General features: G+C 73.5%; 13 protein-coding genes. 2 read left to right on the forward strand and 11 right to left on the reverse strand.

Features of this window, described 5'->3' with window-relative positions; translation table 11 throughout:
* Window position 1: 1 nt before the first annotated feature.
* The 7 genes from Ae505Ps2_RS33930 to eccD all read right to left on the reverse strand — a co-directional run bounded on the left by Ae505Ps2_RS33930 (window position 2) and on the right by eccD (window position 7,538).
* On the reverse strand, window positions 2–2,878 hold the full coding sequence (locus Ae505Ps2_RS33930; RefSeq protein WP_075553339.1) for a hypothetical protein: 2,877 nt from the start codon (window positions 2,876–2,878) through the stop codon (window positions 2–4).
* Window positions 2,871–3,194, reverse strand: a complete 324-nt coding sequence (locus tag Ae505Ps2_RS01090; protein WP_075310575.1) for a hypothetical protein — start codon at window positions 3,192–3,194, stop codon at window positions 2,871–2,873. Before Ae505Ps2_RS01090 ends, Ae505Ps2_RS33930 begins: the two co-directional genes overlap by 8 nt.
* Before the next feature lie 51 nt (window positions 3,195–3,245).
* Window positions 3,246–3,839 carry a hypothetical protein gene (locus Ae505Ps2_RS01095; RefSeq protein ID WP_075310573.1) on the reverse strand — a complete coding sequence of 198 codons (594 nt, stop codon included), beginning with the start codon at window positions 3,837–3,839 and terminating at the stop codon, window positions 3,246–3,248.
* Between the two features lie 69 nt (window positions 3,840–3,908).
* Window positions 3,909–4,202: a WXG100 family type VII secretion target gene (locus tag Ae505Ps2_RS01100; RefSeq protein WP_075310571.1), complete on the reverse strand. Its 294-nt coding sequence runs from the start codon at window positions 4,200–4,202 to the stop codon at window positions 3,909–3,911.
* Window positions 4,203–4,247: 45 nt separating this feature from the next.
* Window positions 4,248–4,553: a hypothetical protein gene (locus Ae505Ps2_RS01105; protein WP_075310569.1), complete on the reverse strand. Its 306-nt coding sequence runs from the start codon at window positions 4,551–4,553 to the stop codon at window positions 4,248–4,250.
* A gap of 179 nt (window positions 4,554–4,732) precedes the next feature.
* The gene (gene eccB, locus Ae505Ps2_RS01110) at window positions 4,733–6,133 is read right to left on the reverse strand and encodes a type VII secretion protein EccB (RefSeq protein ID WP_075310567.1); all 1,401 of its coding nucleotides are present in this window, start codon (window positions 6,131–6,133) and stop codon (window positions 4,733–4,735) included.
* Window positions 6,134–6,137: 4 nt separating this feature from the next.
* Window positions 6,138–7,538: a type VII secretion integral membrane protein EccD gene (eccD, locus tag Ae505Ps2_RS01115; RefSeq protein ID WP_075310565.1), complete on the reverse strand. Its 1,401-nt coding sequence runs from the start codon at window positions 7,536–7,538 to the stop codon at window positions 6,138–6,140.
* A 137-nt stretch (window positions 7,539–7,675) separates the two neighbouring features.
* Between eccD and eccCa the strand changes: the two genes are divergently transcribed.
* Entirely contained in the window at window positions 7,676–11,650 is a 3,975-nt protein-coding gene (gene eccCa, locus Ae505Ps2_RS01120; RefSeq protein ID WP_075553340.1) for a type VII secretion protein EccCa, read from the forward strand.
* Window positions 11,651–11,692: 42 nt separating this feature from the next.
* On the opposite strand, the gene Ae505Ps2_RS01125 is transcribed toward eccCa, so the two are convergent.
* The 3 genes from Ae505Ps2_RS01125 to Ae505Ps2_RS01135 are packed head-to-tail and all read right to left on the reverse strand — an operon-like array spanning window position 11,693 to window position 14,660.
* Window positions 11,693–12,361 (reverse strand): GntR family transcriptional regulator, encoded by a 669-nt coding sequence (locus Ae505Ps2_RS01125; RefSeq protein WP_020624679.1) that lies wholly within the window; start codon window positions 12,359–12,361, stop codon window positions 11,693–11,695.
* Window positions 12,362–12,387: 26 nt separating this feature from the next.
* Window positions 12,388–13,158 (reverse strand): amino acid racemase, encoded by a 771-nt coding sequence (locus Ae505Ps2_RS01130; protein WP_075333811.1) that lies wholly within the window; start codon window positions 13,156–13,158, stop codon window positions 12,388–12,390.
* The gene (locus Ae505Ps2_RS01135) at window positions 13,158–14,660 is read right to left on the reverse strand and encodes a dicarboxylate/amino acid:cation symporter (protein WP_083695219.1); all 1,503 of its coding nucleotides are present in this window, start codon (window positions 14,658–14,660) and stop codon (window positions 13,158–13,160) included. The genes Ae505Ps2_RS01130 and Ae505Ps2_RS01135 overlap by 1 nt, the downstream gene beginning before the upstream one ends.
* Before the next feature lie 116 nt (window positions 14,661–14,776).
* On the opposite strand from Ae505Ps2_RS01135, the gene Ae505Ps2_RS01140 reads away from it, so the two are divergent.
* Window positions 14,777–16,210, forward strand: a complete 1,434-nt coding sequence (locus Ae505Ps2_RS01140; protein WP_198932337.1) for an aspartate ammonia-lyase — start codon at window positions 14,777–14,779, stop codon at window positions 16,208–16,210.
* 83 nt (window positions 16,211–16,293) lie between these two features.
* Here the strand turns inward: Ae505Ps2_RS01140 and mycP are convergent, their stop codons facing one another.
* Window positions 16,294–17,568 carry a type VII secretion-associated serine protease mycosin gene (gene mycP, locus Ae505Ps2_RS01145; RefSeq protein ID WP_075553341.1) on the reverse strand — a complete coding sequence of 425 codons (1,275 nt, stop codon included), beginning with the start codon at window positions 17,566–17,568 and terminating at the stop codon, window positions 16,294–16,296.
* Window positions 17,569–17,598 lie beyond the last annotated feature (30 nt).

A 17,598-nucleotide genomic window follows, 5' to 3' on the forward strand; every position in this document is an offset into this window, starting at 1 on the left:
GTCAGGTCCGTCCGATCACACCGGGCGCGAGGTGGTCGGTGTCCTCGTCCCAGATCCCGCCCTCGGCCTGCAGCCAGGTGTGCGGCTCGCGGTCGCGCTCCTGTCCCATGCCCTGCGGCGACATCCCGGCGCCACCCATGGGCATGCCACCCATCGGCATGCCGCCACCCATCGGACCGGCGGCACCGCCGTTGGCGGCGGGCAGGACCTGCCCGTTCGGGATCCCACCGGGTGGGGTGCTGAAGCCACGTTCGGACGCGACGTCGGTGTCGAACTGTGCGTGGCTCGGGTCGAGGGAACCCGGGCCGCCACCTGCACCACCGCCGAGACCACCCCCGGCACCACCGGCGCCGTCGCCCGAGCCGCCGCCCGCGCCACCGCCGGTACCGTCCTCGCCCATCAGCTCCGACGACGACGGCAGATCCGGCGGCGTCACCGAGCTGCCACTGCCGGAGCCGCCTCCCGGGCCACTCCCGGCACCGTCGCCGGAACCGTCGCCCGCACCACCGCCGCTGCCGTCCTCGCCCATCAGCTCCGACGCCGACGGCAGATCCGGCGGCGTCACCGAGCTGCCACTGCCGGAGCCGCCGCCCTCGCTCGCCGTGCTGCCCCCGGCGTCGCCGCCGAGGCCGGTCTTGTCGGCCGCGTCCTGACCGAGCGCCTCGAACGCCTTGTCCATCGCGTCCGAGGTCCGGCCGTGCGGATCGTCGCCCAGGGCGTCGGTCGCCGTGTCCTTCAGCTCGTCCAGGACGGCCTGGCGGTGCGGGTCGCCGGTGGGGTTGCCCAGGTCGTCGATCGCCTTCTCGACGGCCGCCCGCCGCTCCTCCGGCGTGGCGTCCGCTCCCAGCTCGGCGAGTGCCTTGTTGGCCGCCCCGTGTGCCTGGTCGAGCAGGCCGCGGTCGCCGGGGTTCAGCGCCGTGTCGCCCTCGCGGCCCATGTCGTCGATGGCCTTGTTCGCGGCCTCCTTGGCCTGGTCGAGTGCCTCGTTGCGGGCCGGGTCGTCGGTACGCAGCTCGTCGATCGCCTTCTGGGCGGCCGACTTCGCGTCCTCCATCGCCTGGTCGCGCGTGGGATCGCTGCTCGCCCCGCCGGAACCGCTCCCCGTGTCGGAGCCGCTCCCCGTGTCAGAACCGCTCCCCGTGTCCGAGCCGCTCCCGTCGCCGGAGCCGCCCTCGGACACCGGATTCTGCAGATCGTCGATGGCCTCGTTCGCGGCCTTCTTCGCGTCCTCCAGGGCCTGGTCGCGCTTGGCTGCCTCCGCCCCGGACCCGCTGCCGCCGCCCGACGACGGTGACTTCGCCCCGCCGCCCGTCCCCGATCCGGGCGTGCCACCACCCGATCCCGGCAGGCCACCGCCCGATCCCGGCAGGCCACCGCCGGACGAACCGTCGCCGGGGCCACCGGCGCCGCCCGCCAGGTCGTCGATCGCACGGTTCGCGGCGTTCTTCGCGTCCTCGAGAGCCGAGTCCCGGGTCGGGTCGGAGCCCCCGCCGCGGAGGTCGTCGATCGCCTCTCCGGCTGCCTTCTTCGCCTGGTCGAGCGCGGCCTGACGCTGCGGGTCCGTGCCACCGCCGCCGGTCCCGCCGCCGGTCCCGCCCCCGGTGCCGTCCGCGGCGCCGCCGCCCGGCGACTCGGTGGACAGATCCGGGATCTCGGGGGCCGGGGCGCCTCCGCCGGAGCCGCCCTTCTCCCCGGAGCCGGAACCGGGGCCCCCACCGGTACCACTGCCCGGTCCCCCGCCGGTGGCGCCACCACCGGCCAGATCGTCGATCGCCTTGCCGGCCGCGTTCTTGGCGTCGTTCAGGGCCTTGTCGCGGGCGGAGTCGCCGCCTCCGCTCCCACCGCCGGAGCCCGTGCCACCGCCCGTGCCCCCGCCGGTACCGGAGCCCTCACCAGAGCCAGAGCCAGAGCCGTCGCCGAGGTCGTCGCCCAAGCCACCGGTGCCCTCGCCGCCGGACTCCAGTTTCTCGACCCGCTCCTCCAGCTCGTCGACGCGTTCCTCCAGCTCCTCGACGGCCGGAGACTTCTCCCCGTCCGTGCCGCCGTCCTTGCCCTCGTCGTCCTCGTCCTTGTACTTGTCGTCGTGCCTGTCCCTTTCGACCTCATCGTCGTCCTTGTCCTTGTCCTTGTCCTTGTCGCCGTCCTTCTTGTCGTCGTCCTTGTCGAGCTTGGCGACGGCCGACTTCGACCCCTGCGCCTTCTCGCCACGCACGATGTCCAGCGAAGCCATGTCCTTGGCCGCCGTCGAGTAGTCGTCCGCCAGCCCGCCCAGCTGCTTCTGGAGCTCCTTGACGAGCTTGTCCTCGTACTCGTTCTCGATGCGGCGGACCACGTTCTTGTACGTCTGCACGACATCGGCGATCAGGGACGTGTCCCCCACCGCCGCGGCGAGCGTCACGGCCGAGATGGCCTTCGCCCGCACCTTGTCCTGGGCCGCGCGACGGTCCTTCCAACTCTGCTGGACCGTCTCCCACCACTTGTCGCGGAACGCGGCGATGTCGGTGCCGATGCCGCGGACGGTGTCGGCGTACTTCTTGTCCGCCAGGACCGCGGCGAAGGCCTTGCTCTCCTTCAGCACGCCGTTCGCGTAGTCCTGGAAGGCCGATCCGGCCTGCCCCTCCAGCGCCTCGTCGACCTGCTTGACCAGCTTCGCGACGTCGTCGTTGATCGACTGGAGACGCTCGGTGGCGGTCTGGAACTGGTCGCCGAACTTCTTCCACGCCGCCGGGGCGGGCGACTGACCCTCCTGGGGCGCGATGCCCTCGACCTGGAACTGCAACGTCGTCCAGGTCTTGAAGTCCGCGGCGTCGAACGCCGGCGGGGGTGCGGTGTCCTGTCCGGCGAGGCCGAACGCGTCCGGGTCGTCGGCGTCAGGCATCGACGACCTCGTCACCGGGCAGGTCGGTCACCCGCGTACCGGAGACGACGTCGGTCTCGACCAGGTTGCGGGCGGTGTCGGCGAGGGCGCCGCCGAACTCCCCGAGCTCGGTGCGGAGAGCGGTGACGTGGTCGAGCAGCTCCCGGGTGCGCGCATCGGTCACCGCGTCGAGCTGCTGCGCCGCCGCGAACGGCCCCGAGGGCGACCAGTCCGCGCCGAGCCGGTCCCGGGAGGCCGAGCTCGGGGGCAGCAGAGCACCGACCGCGTCGGCAGATGCGGTGACGGCGCCGACGTCGACGCGTGTCTGATCGACCATGGTCCTGGGTGTCCTCTCGGGAATGCGGTGACAGCGCGGCGGAGACCGGGATCAGGAGCCGGGTTTGTCCTTCTTGTACTCGTCCAGGAACTCCTCATCAGTGGTGTCCTGGTCGGTGTCCTCGGTCTGGCTCGGGGCGTTGAGCACCTCGTCCTTCGGGACGCTGCCCACGCCCTCCTCGCCCTTGGGCACACCGGTGATGATCTGGCCCTGGGTGTCGTCGTAGCCGTCGCCGTCGGAGGTGTTGCTCGCCTCCGACTCGTCGCCGGTGGTGAAGTTGTGCTGCTCGTGCTCGATCTCGTTGGCGCGGTCGACGATCTGCTTGTCCGCGTCGGCGCGAAGCTGGTCGATGCGCTTGCCGACCGCGGCGGCGCTGTCGGAGTCGACCTCCGTGAGCAGCTTCGACACGTCCTTCAGCGAGGGCTCCATCGCGTCCAGGATCGTCTTCAGCCGCTTCGCGTGGTCGATCACGGCGTTGCGCCGGTCGTCGACCCGCCGCTCGACGTACTGGGCCACGGAGAACTTGCCCGCGTCCGGCCAGTGCGGGTCGAGATCGGTGAACGCCTTCATGTCGTCCATCAGCTTGCCGAGCTTGCCCGCGGCATCCTCGATGGCCGTCCGGTCGACCTTCGTGTCCTCAGCCATCTCTGCTCCGTTCCTCGCAGCGGAGACCGGCCGGTGTCACCCCGGTCCGGGGTGACACCGGCCGAGTCGTCAGAACCTGCCCGCGCCCGCACGGTCCTGGAGCTGCACGTCCTCGGCGCCCTGCTGGACCATCCGGTGGAGCTCGTTCAGGTGCTCGATCTTGGCCTGCAGCTGCCGCGAGAGCTCCACGGCCTTGCCGTCGTAGGCGGAGGCCGACTGACCGGTGTAGTCGTCCGGGGCCCCGACGAGCTGGTTCACCTCGCGCTTGAGCGACTCGGTCTCCTCCAGCATCGACCCAGCGGTCCGCTTCATCTCGGACACCGCCTCGCTGATGTTCTCGTACTCGTACTTGATGTGGTCCACGACGGATCTCCTTCGACGGTGACGACGAACGGTGACGTGCTCAGATCAGTTGGTGCCCTGCGGAATGCCCTGGGCGCCGGCCTCGTCCTGAGCGATGTTCTCGCGGGCGGTCTCCCGCATACCGGTGGCGAGATGCTGCAGCTCCTGCTGGTTGCGCTGGGCGAAGGTCACCAGGTCGTCCCACGCCTGGTTCGTCGCCACACCGAGCGCGCTGTTCTTGGTACCGAGCAGACCCTCAACGGTGCCGGCCGAGCGACTGACGAGACTCATGAGCGTCGAGCCGGTCTGCTCGTGCCGGGCCGCGACCTGCTCGATGACTGCCGCATTGGCCTTCGTGTTCTGCTGGGCCATTTCCGTCCTCCGGATTCCCGGCCCACCGCATCGGGGCGTGGGCGATGGTCCTTACACATGTCGATGGTCGGACGTTCTCCGATGCTGCAGATGCTGGTGGCCCCGCGTGAACACTCCGTTATCACCACCCCGGACGGGTGGATATCAGGGGATATCCCCCGCGGGTCGCTCGCGCAGGGTCATCGCCCTGCCCGGGACTGCGGTGACCTGGTCTGCAGCGCCGGTTCCCGGTCGAGCACCGGACCGGTGGGGAGCAGCTCCAGCAGCTGCTCGGGCACCGCGACCGCGCTGCTGCCCTGCATGCCCAGCGCGGACAGGGCGTCGTCGTCGTCGACCGGGAACCGCACCCCGATGTCGGTGACGAGGAACGCCGCTCCGGGCGCGGCCCCGGGCGCGGACGCCACCCGCGCGAGCACTCCGGACGCGGCGGGGATCCCGATCCGGTCGGCCTGCACCCCCGGCGTGTGCGTCCCGGCCGGGACGGTGGCCGCCGCGACCGCGGTGGCCGGCAGGGTCCCGATCCGCACCGGGGCGGCTGCGTCGGCGACGTCGACCCGGACACAGGGGACGTCCTCCTGGTGGGTCACCACCAACCGGGGCGGCACCGGGGGCAGGTCATGACCGAGCTCCACACCGGCCGCCCGTGGCACCGTCGCGATGTCCGCGGGGCCCACCCGGACCGTGCTCCCGCCGCTCGACATCGCCAGTGCGGCCATCGTCCGGGTGAGCGGGACGACGCCGTCGGCGCGCACCAGGTAGAGATCGTCCGAGGCGAGCGCGGGGTTGCTGACCTGGTACACCTGCCCGACCCGGCTGGGCCGCCCGGCGATGGTGGGCCCCGGGGCGCCGGGGGTGCTCACCGCCGGCGCGACGAGGTCCGGACCGGCCGGCACCGCCGACAGCCAGCCGGGTTGCACCGGTGCCGGGGCGACGTCGTCGTAGCCCAGCGCGGCGGCCACACGGGGTCCACCGATCCGGTGCCGACGGCCCTGCCAGACCAGGCTCTCCTGGCCGTCGGGGGTGGCGACGAGCAGTCCCTCGTCGTCCGCCGGCTCGGGACCGGCGGGGGCGCCGAGCAGCAGCGACAGGGTGGGCGGCCCGACGCTGCCCGCGGTGGGCGGGCTCGCACACACCGTCCAGGGGGCCCGGTTCAGCGAGGTGGCGCTGGGGAGGGAGTCCGGCGCGTCCGGGATGCCGATCGGTGCCCCCACCGGGGTGCCGGCCAGCGACGCGGCCGACACCGACGTCGGCGCCGCGGCCGAGCCGCTCGCCAGCCGGGCCGAGGCGAGGTTGAGCACCGGGTGCAGCGTCCCGTTCAGGTACACGAACCGGGCCCCGGAGGTCTTCTCGGTGACGAGCGCGCCCGCCGTGCGCCACGAGGTGTTCCCACCCGGCTGGAACAACCCGTACACGCCGAACCCCGCGCAGAGGACCGCCGCGATCAGCACGCCGATGGCGAGCCCGGTGCTGAGCCGGCGCCCCGGCGGACGGACGACGTCCGGCCGGCCGTGGGTGACCGCGGAGGTCATCCGCCCGACGACGTAGAAGTAGGCCTGGACCTGGTCCCGACGCGACTGCACCTGCTCAGCCCGCCAGTCCGCGCATCCAGGCGAACACGCCCAGCACCTGCAACAGCAGCGGCAGCACCGCGACCGCCGTGAGCGACTCGACGATCTCGACGGCCCGTCCCCAGTACGGCCGCAGCCGCTGGCCGGGCAGCCGCTCGGCCGCCACGGCGAGCATCGCGCCCGCCGCGAGCACCGGCAGCCACAGCCCCAGCACCCGGGCGGTCGGCGACAGCACCGGGGCGACCCCGACCGCGCACGCCACGAGCGCGGTGAGCACCGGCGCGAGCGCCGCCCACCGGGCCACCACCGAGTCCAGGTGCCGGGCACGCAGCGCCATCAGCGCCGCCACGACGAGCACGAACACCACCGCCCAGACGGTGCCCTCGACGAGCACCACGGGCAGCAGCACGAGCTGTGCCGCCCCGAGCCCGACGTGCAGGGCCGCGGTGTACCCGACCGTCGCCGTCCCCCGCTCCACGACGAGCGCGTAGGGCACCGGCTCGACGTCGTCGGAGAGCTGCTCGGGCTCCCCCGGCAGCAGCGGGAGCTGCAGGCCGGACAGCCGGAAGGCCATGGAGGGAACGAAGACCCCGGCCACCAGCGACAGCACCACCGCGATCGCCGCGGCCCTCGGCGCCGACACCCCGCCCAGCGCTCCGGCCAGGCCGGCGGCGGCCGTGACCAGGCCCGCCGTCGCGGCCCCGACGAACAGCAGCGCGCCGTCGGCGACCAGCGCGGTCCCGACGGCGAGTGCCATCAGGCCCAGGGCCGCGGCGCAGGCGACCACCGTCATCACCGGGGCGGCCGGCTCGATGAGCCGGATCAGCAGCGCACCACCGGTGGTGGCGTAGCAGACGGCGACACCGGCCAGCCCGGCCGCGGGCACCGTCCCGGCGCCGCTGCGCGCGACCAGCCCCGCCGCTCCCAGAAGGACCACCGCCGTGGCCCCGGCCAGCGCGAGCGCCAGCGCCGGCACGGTGACCTGGAGGACCAGCGGGACACCGGTCAGCAGCGCGAGCGCCGCCAGGAGTCGCAGCATGGCCCGGGTCCGGCCGTCGGTCCACGACCAGGGATGGTTGCGGACCTGCTCCCCCACACCGTCCACGACGTCGTCGTAGTCGATCGGGGCCAGCCCGTCGGCCCGTGGCCGGACGTGCACCACCTCGCCGTCGCGCAGGCCCAGCTCGCCGGTCGTGCGTTCCTCGTCGAACGGCGGGTCGCCCAGCCGTTGCAGCACCCAGCCCTCGTGCTCGGCACCCTGCTCGATCACGTCCCCGCCGAAGTGCGGCAGCACCGCCGGCAGCAGGTCGGCGAGCGGCACCTCGGCCGGCACGGTGATGTCCGCGGACTTCTCACCGAGGACGAAACGTAGCCGGGCCGAGCTGCGTGTGCGATGCTGGATCTGCTCTTGCGTCACGGTTCCTCGGGTCCTCTCCTGCCAGGGTGTCGACCACCGCGAACCGCCCGGAACGCTAGGTCCGCCCCCGCGTACGCACGCGGCGCCGCGGCCCCGCCCGGGCTTTCCAGGGGAGATCACCCACGAAGGGGAAGCGCGTGAGCACCGAACTGTTCGCCCGCCGGGCGCGCCGTCAGAAGCCCCCGGTGCCCGACGAGACCGTCGAGATCCAGGAGCCGCCCGCGGTCCCCGAGGAGACGGGCGGCGGCATGAGCTCGGCACTCATGTACGCGCCGATGGGCCTCGGATCGCTGGCCATGGTCATGATGTTCGTCCGGCCCGGCGGCGGACCGCTGATCTACGTCGGCGGCGGTCTGATGGTGCTCTCCGCCATGGGCATGATGCTGGTCGGGCTGCTGCGCAACTCCGTCAACCACAAGCAGAAGCTGCACGGGCTGCGCCGCGACTACGTCCGCTATCTCACCCAGCTGCGCGGTCGTGTCCGCCGCTCGCTGGCCGCCCAGCAGACGGCCGCGAAGTGGCTGCACCCGGATCCGCGCTCGCTCTGGTCGATCGCCCTGGGCTACCGGTTGTGGGAACGCCGTCCCTCGCACGACGACTTCGGCGAGATCCGGATCGGGCTGGGGACCCGGCGGTCGTCGCTGGCGCTCACGCCGCCGGAGACCAAGCCCGTGGAGGACCTGGAACCGCTGTCGGCACATGCGCTCCGCCGCTTCCTGCGCGCCTACTCGACCGTCCCCAACGCCCCGATCGCGGTCTACGTCCGCGGGTTCGCCCAGATCCAGATGAGCGGCGACGACGAGGCGGTCCTCGGGCTGGCCCGCGCCATGCTGGCCCAGCTGGTCACCGCGCACGGCCCCGCCGACCTGCGGGTCGCGGTGGCCTGCAGCGACGAGAACCGGCACCGCTGGGACTGGTGCAAGTGGCTGCCGCACGGCCAGGACCCCGACTCCCCCGACGCCGCAGGCGCGCGGCGGATCGTGACCGACAGCCTGGCCGAGGCGGAGGACCTGCTCGGTGGCCCGGCGTTCGCCGGACGCCCGCGGTTCGAGGCGGGCTCCCCGGTCACCGCGACCGAGCCGCTGGTCGTGCTGGTCCTCGACGGGGTCGGCGTGCACCCGGAGCACCGCTGTGTGCTGGAGGGCTACCGCAACACGGTGATCCTGGACGTCGGCGGGTCGCTGCCGTGGACCCAGCGGGCCGACGCGCTGTTCCTGGAGGTCGACCCGGACGAGGTCCGCACCGTGGTCTTCGACCGGCTGGGCCGCCCGCGACCGCGACCGCTCTGCCGCCCGGACAGGCTGGGGCCGGCCGCGGCCGCGGCGCTGGCACGCACCGTGGCCCGCTTCCGGATCGGGACCGCGACCGGGACGGCCGAGGAGCCGCTGGCCTCGGACTACGACCTAGCCGCGCTGCTCGGGCTCGGCGACGTACGGACCTTCGACCCGGTCCGCTACCGCAGCGGCCGGGCCGGCGCCCAGCGACGGCTGCGGGTGCCGATCGGCATCTCCGCCGCCGGTGCGCCGCTCGAGCTGGACCTCAAGGAGTCCGCCGAGGACGGCATGGGCCCGCACGGCATGTGCATCGGCGCGACCGGGTCGGGCAAGTCCGAGCTGCTGCGGACGCTGGTGCTCGCGCTGGCGACGACGCACACCTCCGAGGACCTCAACTTCGTGCTCGTCGACTTCAAGGGTGGTGCCGCGTTCCTCGGGTTCGACTCGCTGCCCCACACCTCCGCGGTCATCACGAACCTGGAGGACGAGCTGGAGCTCGTCGACCGGATGCAGGACGCGCTGACCGGTGAGCTGAACCGACGCCAGGAGCACCTGCGCCGGTTCGAGCACGCCTCGCGTCGGGGCTACGAGGCCGCCCGCGCCGCCGGGGCGCCGCTGGAACCGATGCCCGCCCTGCTCGTCGTCGTCGACGAGTTCAGCGAGATGCTGGCCTCCAAGCCGGAGTTCGTCGACGTGTTCGCCATGATCGGCCGGTTGGGCCGCAGCCTCGGGGTGCACCTGCTGCTCGCCAGCCAGCGCCTCGACGAGGGCAGGATCTCCAAGGTCGAGACCCACCTGTCCTACCGGATCGGGCTGCGCACCTTCTCCGCCGGGGACAGCCGCAGCATCATCGGCGTCCCGGACGCCTACGAGCTGCCCTCCGCCCCGGGCAACGGCTACCTCCGTCCGGACACCCAGACCCTGCTGCGGTTCAAGGGCGCCTACTCCTCGGCCACCTACCGCCCGGCCCGGCGGCGCCGGCGCCGCGACGACGTCGAGCAGCAGGTGGTGGCGTTCGGGACCGAGTACCTCCCGCCACCCGTCCTCCCGGAGGCCGAGGAGCCGGAGCCCGAGGAGCCGACCGAGACCCGCACGATGATCGACGTGCTGCTGGGGCGGCTGACCGGGATCGGGCCGCGGGCCCACCAGGTGTGGCTGCCGCCGCTCGTCGTCCCGGCCGCGCTGGACCAGCTGCTCCCCCCGTTGGTCGACGACCCGGAGCTGGGGCTGCGTGCCGTCGGCGCCCTGGACTCGGGCACCCTGCGCGCCCCGGTCGGGCTGATCGACCTGCCGGCCCAGCAGCGACGCGAGCTGCTGACCGCCGACCTGTCCGGGGCCGGCGGCAACGTCGGCGTCGTCGGCGGGCCGCAGACCGGCAAGTCCACCCTGCTGCGCACGGTCATCGCGTCGCTGGCGCTGACCCACTCCGCCGCGCAGGTGCAGTTCTACTGCCTCGACTTCGGCGGCACGCTGTCGTCGCTGTCCGGGCTGCCGCACGTGGGCTCGGTGGCGAACCGGCTCGACCGGGACCGGGTGACCCGCACGGTGCTGGAGGTGACCAACCTGCTGGCGAGGCGGGAGGCCCTGTTCGCCGAACACAACATCGACTCCATGGCGACCTACCGGCGCGCCCGCCGCGACGGCCGCTTCCTCGACGTCGACCCCTACGGCGACGTGATGCTCGTCGTCGACGGCTGGTACACGGTCCGGCAGGACTACGAGGAGCTGGAGGAACGGTTCCAGGAGCTGGCCGCGCGCGGACTCGGCTTCGGCATCCACCTGATCATCGCCTCCAACCGCTGGGCGGAGATGCGCCCCTGGCTGCGCGACGTCCTCGGCACCCGCTTCGAGCTGCGGCTCGGTGACCCGGTGGACTCGGAGGTGGGGAGCCGGGTGGCGGCGACCGTGCCGGAGGGGCGACCCGGCCGCGGTCTCACCCGGGACAAGCTGCACTTCCTGGCCGCGCTGCCGCGCATCGACGGTTCCGGCGCCACCGACGACCTGTCCGAGGCGACCGTCGAGCTCACCGAGGCCCTGACCACGCCACGGGCACCGGTCGCCCCTCCGGTACGGCTGCTGCCCGGGCGGCTCTCGCCCGCGGACCTGCCCGCGCCGACGGCGGCGAGCGCGACCGCGGAGATGCGGATGGCGCTGGGTGTCGAGGAGACCCGGCTCGGTGTGCAGTGGTGGGATCTCGACGCCAGCCCGCACCTGCTGGTGTACGGCGACACCGAGACCGGCAAGACGGGTCTGCTGCGCCACGTCGCGCGCAGCGTCGCCGCCCACCACACCCCCGACGAGGTCCGGATCGTGTTCGGCGACGTGCGCCGCGAGCTCTACGACGCGGTCGGCCAGGAGTACCAGCAGGACTACTCCGTCGGCGTCGACGCACTGACGACGGCACTGCGGACGGTCGGGGAGACGCTGCGCGCCCGGGTTCCCGGACCGGACATCACCCCGGACCGGCTGCCGCGCCGGGACTGGTGGACCGGCCCGCGCTACTACGTGCTCGTCGACGACTTCGAGCTGATGGAGGGCGGGATGGGCGCCGGCGCGCTCGAACCGCTGGTGCCGCTGCTCGCCCAGGGCGCCGACATCGGCCTGCACCTGGTGATCGCCCGCAGCACCGGTGGCGCCTCGCGGTCGATGATGAACGCCGGGATCCGGCGGATGTGGGAGCTCGGCACCCCCGCGCTGCTGCTGTCCTGCCCGCGCGAGGAGGGTCGCTTCCTCGGGACGGTGCGGCCGCGCACGCTGCCGCCAGGGCGCGGCCAGTTCGTCGACCGCAGGCGGTCGGTGCGCCTGGTGCAGACACCCCGCACCGACGACGGCGGGTGACCGGCGCGGTGCCGGCGCGGCGGGTACCGCGCCGGCACCGGGTCAGCCGAGCTGGTTGGTCGCGAACAGCTCCGTGATGTGCCCGCCGAGCCGCTCCCAGTGCTGCCCCGACGAGGCCGCGGCGGCCGCGCCGTCGCCGGTGGCGCAGAGGTCCACGAACGCGTCGTGGTGCTCGATCGTGTTGCGACCGCCCAGCAGCGTGGAGAACTTGCGGTAGAGGATCCGGTGGATCTGCGGGTGCAGCTGCTCGACGATCCGGGTCAGCGTCGGGTTGTCGGCGACGCGCAGCGGCACGCCGTGGAAGCGGTCGTCGGCCTCCAGGGCGGCGTCGGTGTCGTCGGAGACCACCGCACGCTCGAAGTCGCGGTTGGCCGCGCGCATCTCCTCCAGGTCGGCCGCGGTCATCCGGGGCACCGCGGTGCCGACGGCGAGGGTGTCCAGCGCCCGCAGCACCGCCAGCGCGCGCTCGGCATCGGTCCGGTCCAGCGGGGTGATCCGGGTGTAGACACCGGGCTTGGCCTCGACCAGCCCGGTGTCCGCCAACCGGTTGAGCGCCTCCCGCACCGGGGTCCGGCTCAGGCCGAACCGCTCCGCGAGCTCGGTGTCACGGACCTTCTCCCCCGGCAGCAGCTCGAACCGGACGATGGCGTCGCGCAGACGCGCGAACACCTCGTCACTGAGCAGGCGGCGCGGGACGGGAGCGATCTGCATGCAGCACACGATATATCAACGACACGTTAAATCGGTGCGGTCAACGCGACCATCGCCCGGGCCAGGATCCGTGCCGGGTCCAGCAGCGGCACCGTGACATCGGTCGTGGCCAGGCACAACGGGATCTCCGTGCACCCGGCCACGACCGCCTCCGCACCGGCCCGGGCGAGCCGGTCGGCGACCGCGGCCAGGACCGCGGTCTCGGTCGCACCGCGACGACCGGCCTTGATCGACAGGATCGCTGTCATCACGGCCTGCTGGTCGCGGGCGTCGGGCACGATCACCTCGACCCCCCTGCGGTGCAACCAGTCCTGGTAGAGCCCGGTGCCGACGGTCCCGTCGGTCGCGAGCAGGCCCGCGCACCGGACCGGCGGCGCCGCGCCGGCGAGGTGTCGGGCGACCTCGTCGATCATGTGCACGACCGGGACGTCGACGTAGCGCAGCAGCTCCGGAACGAACGCGTGGGCGGTGTTGCAGGGGATGGCGATGTGCGTCGCCCCGGCCTCCTGCAGCTTCTCCGCGCCCGCGCGCAGCCAGGGCAGGGGGTCCGGCCCGCGCCCCTGCAGGCTCTCGGTGCGGTCGGGCACCGTCGGGTCGGACCAGATGACGACCCGGCGGTGCTCCTGGTCCCGGACCGCGGGGGTCGCGTCCACGAGCTTGGCGTAGAAGTCCGCGGTGGCCGCGGGGCCCATGCCGCCCAGGATCCCGATCACCGGGGCATCCGGTGCGACGGGCCCGGTCGGGACCCGCGCCGCGACCGGCCCGGTCGCGTGCGGGGTGCGTTCCGGCGCGATCATCAGCCCTGCGATCCCTGCGTGGCGTCGACCCGCTCGTCCGGGGCGGGCGCCCCGGTACGGTCCGCGGTGACCGGCGCGGTGCGCACCGGACGCCCGTCCCCGGCACCCGCGGCCGCCTCGGTCCCGGCACCGCCGGCGTGGTCGGCGGGGTCGGCAGCAGCAGCGGCGTCGGCGGCAGCGGCCGCGTCGAGGTCGGCGGGCAGCGGCTCACCGCGCCGCCGGGCCCCCCGGATCTCCGACCGGTCGATGACCGCCGCCGCCAGCGAGTTGCCGACGACGTTCACCCCGGTACGGGCCATGTCGACGATGAAGTCGACGCCGAGCAGGAGCGCCACGCCCTCGGGCGGCAGCCCGATCGTCGTGCTCGCGGCGAGCAGCACGACCACCGACGCCGAGGCGACCCCGGCCATGCCCTTGGACAGCACGACGAGCACCCCGACCATCAGCAGCAGGCTGCCCCAGGAGGTGTCGAGACCGAAGGCGTTGGCGATGAACACGAGGGCGACGGCCTGGTAGAGCACCGAGCCGTCGGTGTTGAAGGAGTAGCCCAGGGGGACCACGAACGACGAGGTCGAGCGGCTCACGCCGAACTGCTCGAGACGACCCAGCAGCGGGGCCAGGACCGCCTCCGAGCTGCGGGTGACGAACGCCAGCCCGGCCAGGTCGCCGATCGAGCGCAGCATCGCGACGTAGCGCACGCCGTAGATCGCCGCGATGATCGGGAAGATCACGCCGAGGACGAGGATCAGCCCCAGGTAGACCACTCCGACGAAGCCGAGCAGGCTCACCAGGTTGCCGAAGCCGTAGTGCGCGACGTCGTAGGCGATGAACCCGAGCACGCCCAGCGGGGCGAACGCGATGACGTAGCCGACGACCTTGAACATGGCGCCGGCGAAGGAGTCGAGGACGTCGTTGACCGGGCGGGCCTTCTCCCCGAGCGCGGCCAGGGCGATGCCCACCAGCGTCGCGAACACGATGACGCCGAGCAGGTTGCCCTCCGCGAACGCCTGGAACACGTTCTTCGGGATCGCGTGCAGCAGCAGCTCGTGGAAGTCCACGCCCTGCTGAAGGTCGCCCACCGCGGCCGCGTCGCCACCCGAGGTCGGGGCGCCGACGCCGAGGTCGAACGCCTTCGCCAGGCCGACGGCCAGCAGCAGGATGACCGTGGTGACGATCTCGAAGTAGAGGATCGACTTGCCGGCGATGCGGCCGACCTTCTTGACCGACTCCATCCGGGAGATGCCCAGCACGATCAGCGGGAACACCAGGGGGACGACGACCATCTGGACCGCGTTCAGGAACGCGTCACCGAGGATCTTCAGACCCTCGCCGACCGCGGGGAACGCCCAGCCGACCGCCGCACCGAGGGCGACCGCGATCAGCGACTGGACACCGATCGGGTAGCGCCAGAAACGCCAGTGCACGCGTGCGGCCACGGAGCCGCGGCCGGCTCGTGGCGGCGGTGGCTCCTGGGGCGTCGACGGCGTCGGGGACACGGCCATTGTGACTCCTAGCTGCTGCTCGCATGCAATATATTGCACTCTGGGCTTTGCACTTCGCGTCCAACATTGAGTAGTCTGGCAGTCGTTGTCAAGAGTGGGGAGCAGCCATGAACGCGATGACGCGTACGGAGGGGGATTCCCTCGGCACGGTCGAGGTGCCCGCGGACCGGTACTGGGGGGTGCACACGGCACGGGCCGTCGCCAACTTCGCGGTGACCGGCGAGACGATCGGGGGTTTCCCGCGGCTGGTGCAGGCACTGGCCGCGGTGAAGGAGGCGGCCGCCCTGGCCAACCGGGACCTCGGGCGGCTGGACGGGCGCCGGGCCGACGCGATCGTCGCGGCCTGCCGGGAGCTGCGCGCGGGCGAGCTGGCCGACCAGTTCCCCCTCGACCCGATCCAGGGTGGCGCGGGGACCTCGACCAACATGAACGCGAACGAGGTCGTCGCGAACAGGGCCCTGGAGCTGCTCGGACACCGACGGGGTGACTACGCGGAGCTGGACCCGCTGACGCACGTCAACCTGGGCCAGTCGACCAACGACGTGTACCCGACGGCGATCCGGCTCGCCATCGGGTCCCACCTGCACGAGCTGATGGCCGCCCTGCAGCACCTGGCGGCCGCGTTCGCGCGCAAGTCCGCGGAGTTCCACGACATCGTCAAGATGGGGCGGACCCAGCTGCAGGACGCGGTCCCGATGACGCTGGGCCAGGAGTTCGGCACCTACACCACCATGCTGGGCGAGGACTGCCTCCGGCTGCGCGAGGCCGCCGAGCTGCTGCTCGAGAGCAACCTCGGTGGCACGGCGATCGGGACCGGGATCAACGGGCACCCGGACTACGCACGGCTGGCCTGCGCGCACCTGCGCGACATCACCGGCAAGGAGGTCGTCCCGGCGGGCGACCCGATCGAGGCCACCCAGGACTGCGGGGCGTTCGTCCAGGTCTCCGGGGTCCTGAAGCGGGTCGCGGTGAAGCTCTCGAAGGTGTGCAACGACCTGCGCCTGACGTCGTCGGGCCCGTCGGTGGGCCTGTCCGAGATCAACCTGCCTCCGGCCCAGGCCGGATCGTCGATCATGCCGGGGAAGGTCAACCCGGTCATTCCCGAGATGGTCAACCAGGTGGCGTTCGAGGTCATCGGCAACGACCTCACCGTCACCATGGCCGCCGAGGGCGGGCAGCTGCAGCTCAACGCCTTCGAGCCGATCATCGTCTACGGGCTGATCCGGTCGGCCTCGCACCTGGAGGCCGCGGCGCGGACGCTGGCGGACCGGTGCGTCGACGGGATCACCGCGAACCGTGAGCACCTGGAGGAGGGGGTGCGCGGGTCGGTCGGGATCGTCACCGCGCTCTCGCCCGCGCTCGGCTACGCGACCAGCGCGGAGATCGCCAAGGAGTCCCTGGCCACCGGCCGTCCGGTCGGCGACATCGCGGTGGCCCGGGGGCTGCTCGACCCCGACGAGGTCGGCGAGCTGCTCTCCCCCGCCGCGCTGACGGGCCTGGCCGCTCCGGCCCGGCCGCTGCCGCGCGACCTGGACGCCGCCCTGCACTGACCGCCGCCGCGGCACGGGCCCCGGTGCGCGGTCGACGACCGCGCACCGGGGCCCCCGTCGTCCCGGGACGACCCGGGACCCGCTCATCCGGCCCGGATGCCGGCGGGCCGCTCCGGCACACCGCCGTCGTCCGCCGGACCGCCCGCGCCACCGTCGGCCGGAGCGGGTCCACGGATCTCGACGCGCCGGGGCGGGGCCCACCGACGACGGCGCGCGGCAGGGCCCAGCCGGACCAGCAGCACGACCACCGCGGCCGTACCGGCGGCGGCGAGCACACTGAGCAGCGCCGTCAGCGGCCCCCACGACGGGGCGACCGGCTCGGGTGCGCGGACCGGTGGAGCCACGACGGCGGCCTCCCGCCCCGTTCCCTCCTCGGGCAGCACGGCCGTGACGGCATCGACCGGGTTCACCGTGCCCCAGCCGAGTGCCGGGTCGGGGAGCGGGACCGCGGGGTGCGTCGCGGTCGTCTCCAACCGGTGTTTGACCTGGTCGGCACGCAGGTCGGGCCGGTAGGCGCGGACGAGGGCCGCGGTGCCCGCCACGAACGGCGCCGCGTAGCTGGTGCCGCTGCCCTGCCAGTGGCCGGGCCCACCCGGTCCGATGCTGACGACGTCGCTGCCGGGGCCGACCAGGGACAGGTACGGGCCGGTCTGGGAGAAGTCGGCGCGCCCGCCCTCGGCGTCGACGGCACCGACCGCGATCACCGTCGGGTACGAGGCCGGGTAGGTGACGGGATCGCCCGTGCGTGCCCCGTTGGCGGCCGAGGCGACCACGACGACGTCGCGGGCGGCGGCGTGGGCCACCGCCGCGGCGAGCCCGGCGTCCGGGATGCTGGTGCTGGCCGACACGTTGATCACGCGGGCGCCCTCGTCCACGGCCCGGCGGATGCCCGCGGCCAGGGACGCGGCGGTCACTCGGCCGGCGTCGCCGTCCGGGCCCGGGACCGTGACCCGGATCGGCAGCAGCGTCGCGGCGGGGGCGATCCCGGCGAACCCGCTGCCCGCGACCGGCTGCGCGGCGATGATGCCGCCGACGAAGGTCCCGTGGCCGTAGCAGTCGTCGTCGGCGGGGCCGTCGGACACGACGTCGGCACCCGGGAGGACGTGTGCGCCCGCGAGCTGCGGGGTCCGGGCGTCGACCCCGGTGTCGACGACGGCGACGACCACTCCGGCACCCCGGGTCACCGGCCACACCCGCTGCGGCGCGAGCTGGCGCTGGGCCCAGGGCAGGGTCGGCTCGGTCACCGTGGGCGGGGGCAGGCAGCCCGGCCGTACCGCCGGGGCGGCGAGGGCCGGTGGCGCGGCGAGGGCCGGTGGGGCGGTCAGCGCCGTGACGAGCACGGCCGCACCGAGCGCCACGGCCCGGCCGACCGCGCGGGACCTCGCCGA

The organism is Pseudonocardia sp. Ae505_Ps2 (assembly GCF_001932425.1).
In the GTDB taxonomy this organism is placed as follows: domain Bacteria; phylum Actinomycetota; class Actinomycetes; order Mycobacteriales; family Pseudonocardiaceae; genus Pseudonocardia.

Excerpts from the sequence above, each read along its gene's own strand:
- Ae505Ps2_RS01105 (WP_075310569.1), bottom strand. The coding sequence starts at position 4,553 with ATGGCCCAGCAGAACACGAAGGCCAATGCGGCAGTCATCGAGCAGGTC.
- Ae505Ps2_RS01130 (WP_075333811.1), bottom strand. The coding sequence starts at position 13,158 with ATGATCGCGCCGGAACGCACCCCGCACGCGACCGGGCCGGTCGCGGCG.
- Ae505Ps2_RS33930 (WP_075553339.1), bottom strand. The coding sequence starts at position 2,878 with ATGCCTGACGCCGACGACCCGGACGCGTTCGGCCTCGCCGGACAGGAC.
- Ae505Ps2_RS01125 (WP_020624679.1), bottom strand. The coding sequence starts at position 12,361 with ATGCAGATCGCTCCCGTCCCGCGCCGCCTGCTCAGTGACGAGGTGTTC.
- Ae505Ps2_RS01135 (WP_083695219.1), bottom strand. The coding sequence starts at position 14,660 with ATGGCCGTGTCCCCGACGCCGTCGACGCCCCAGGAGCCACCGCCGCCA.
- Ae505Ps2_RS01140 (WP_198932337.1), top strand. The coding sequence starts at position 14,777 with ATGACGCGTACGGAGGGGGATTCCCTCGGCACGGTCGAGGTGCCCGCG.
- Ae505Ps2_RS01095 (WP_075310573.1), bottom strand. The coding sequence starts at position 3,839 with ATGGCTGAGGACACGAAGGTCGACCGGACGGCCATCGAGGATGCCGCG.
- Ae505Ps2_RS01090 (WP_075310575.1), bottom strand. The coding sequence starts at position 3,194 with ATGGTCGATCAGACACGCGTCGACGTCGGCGCCGTCACCGCATCTGCC.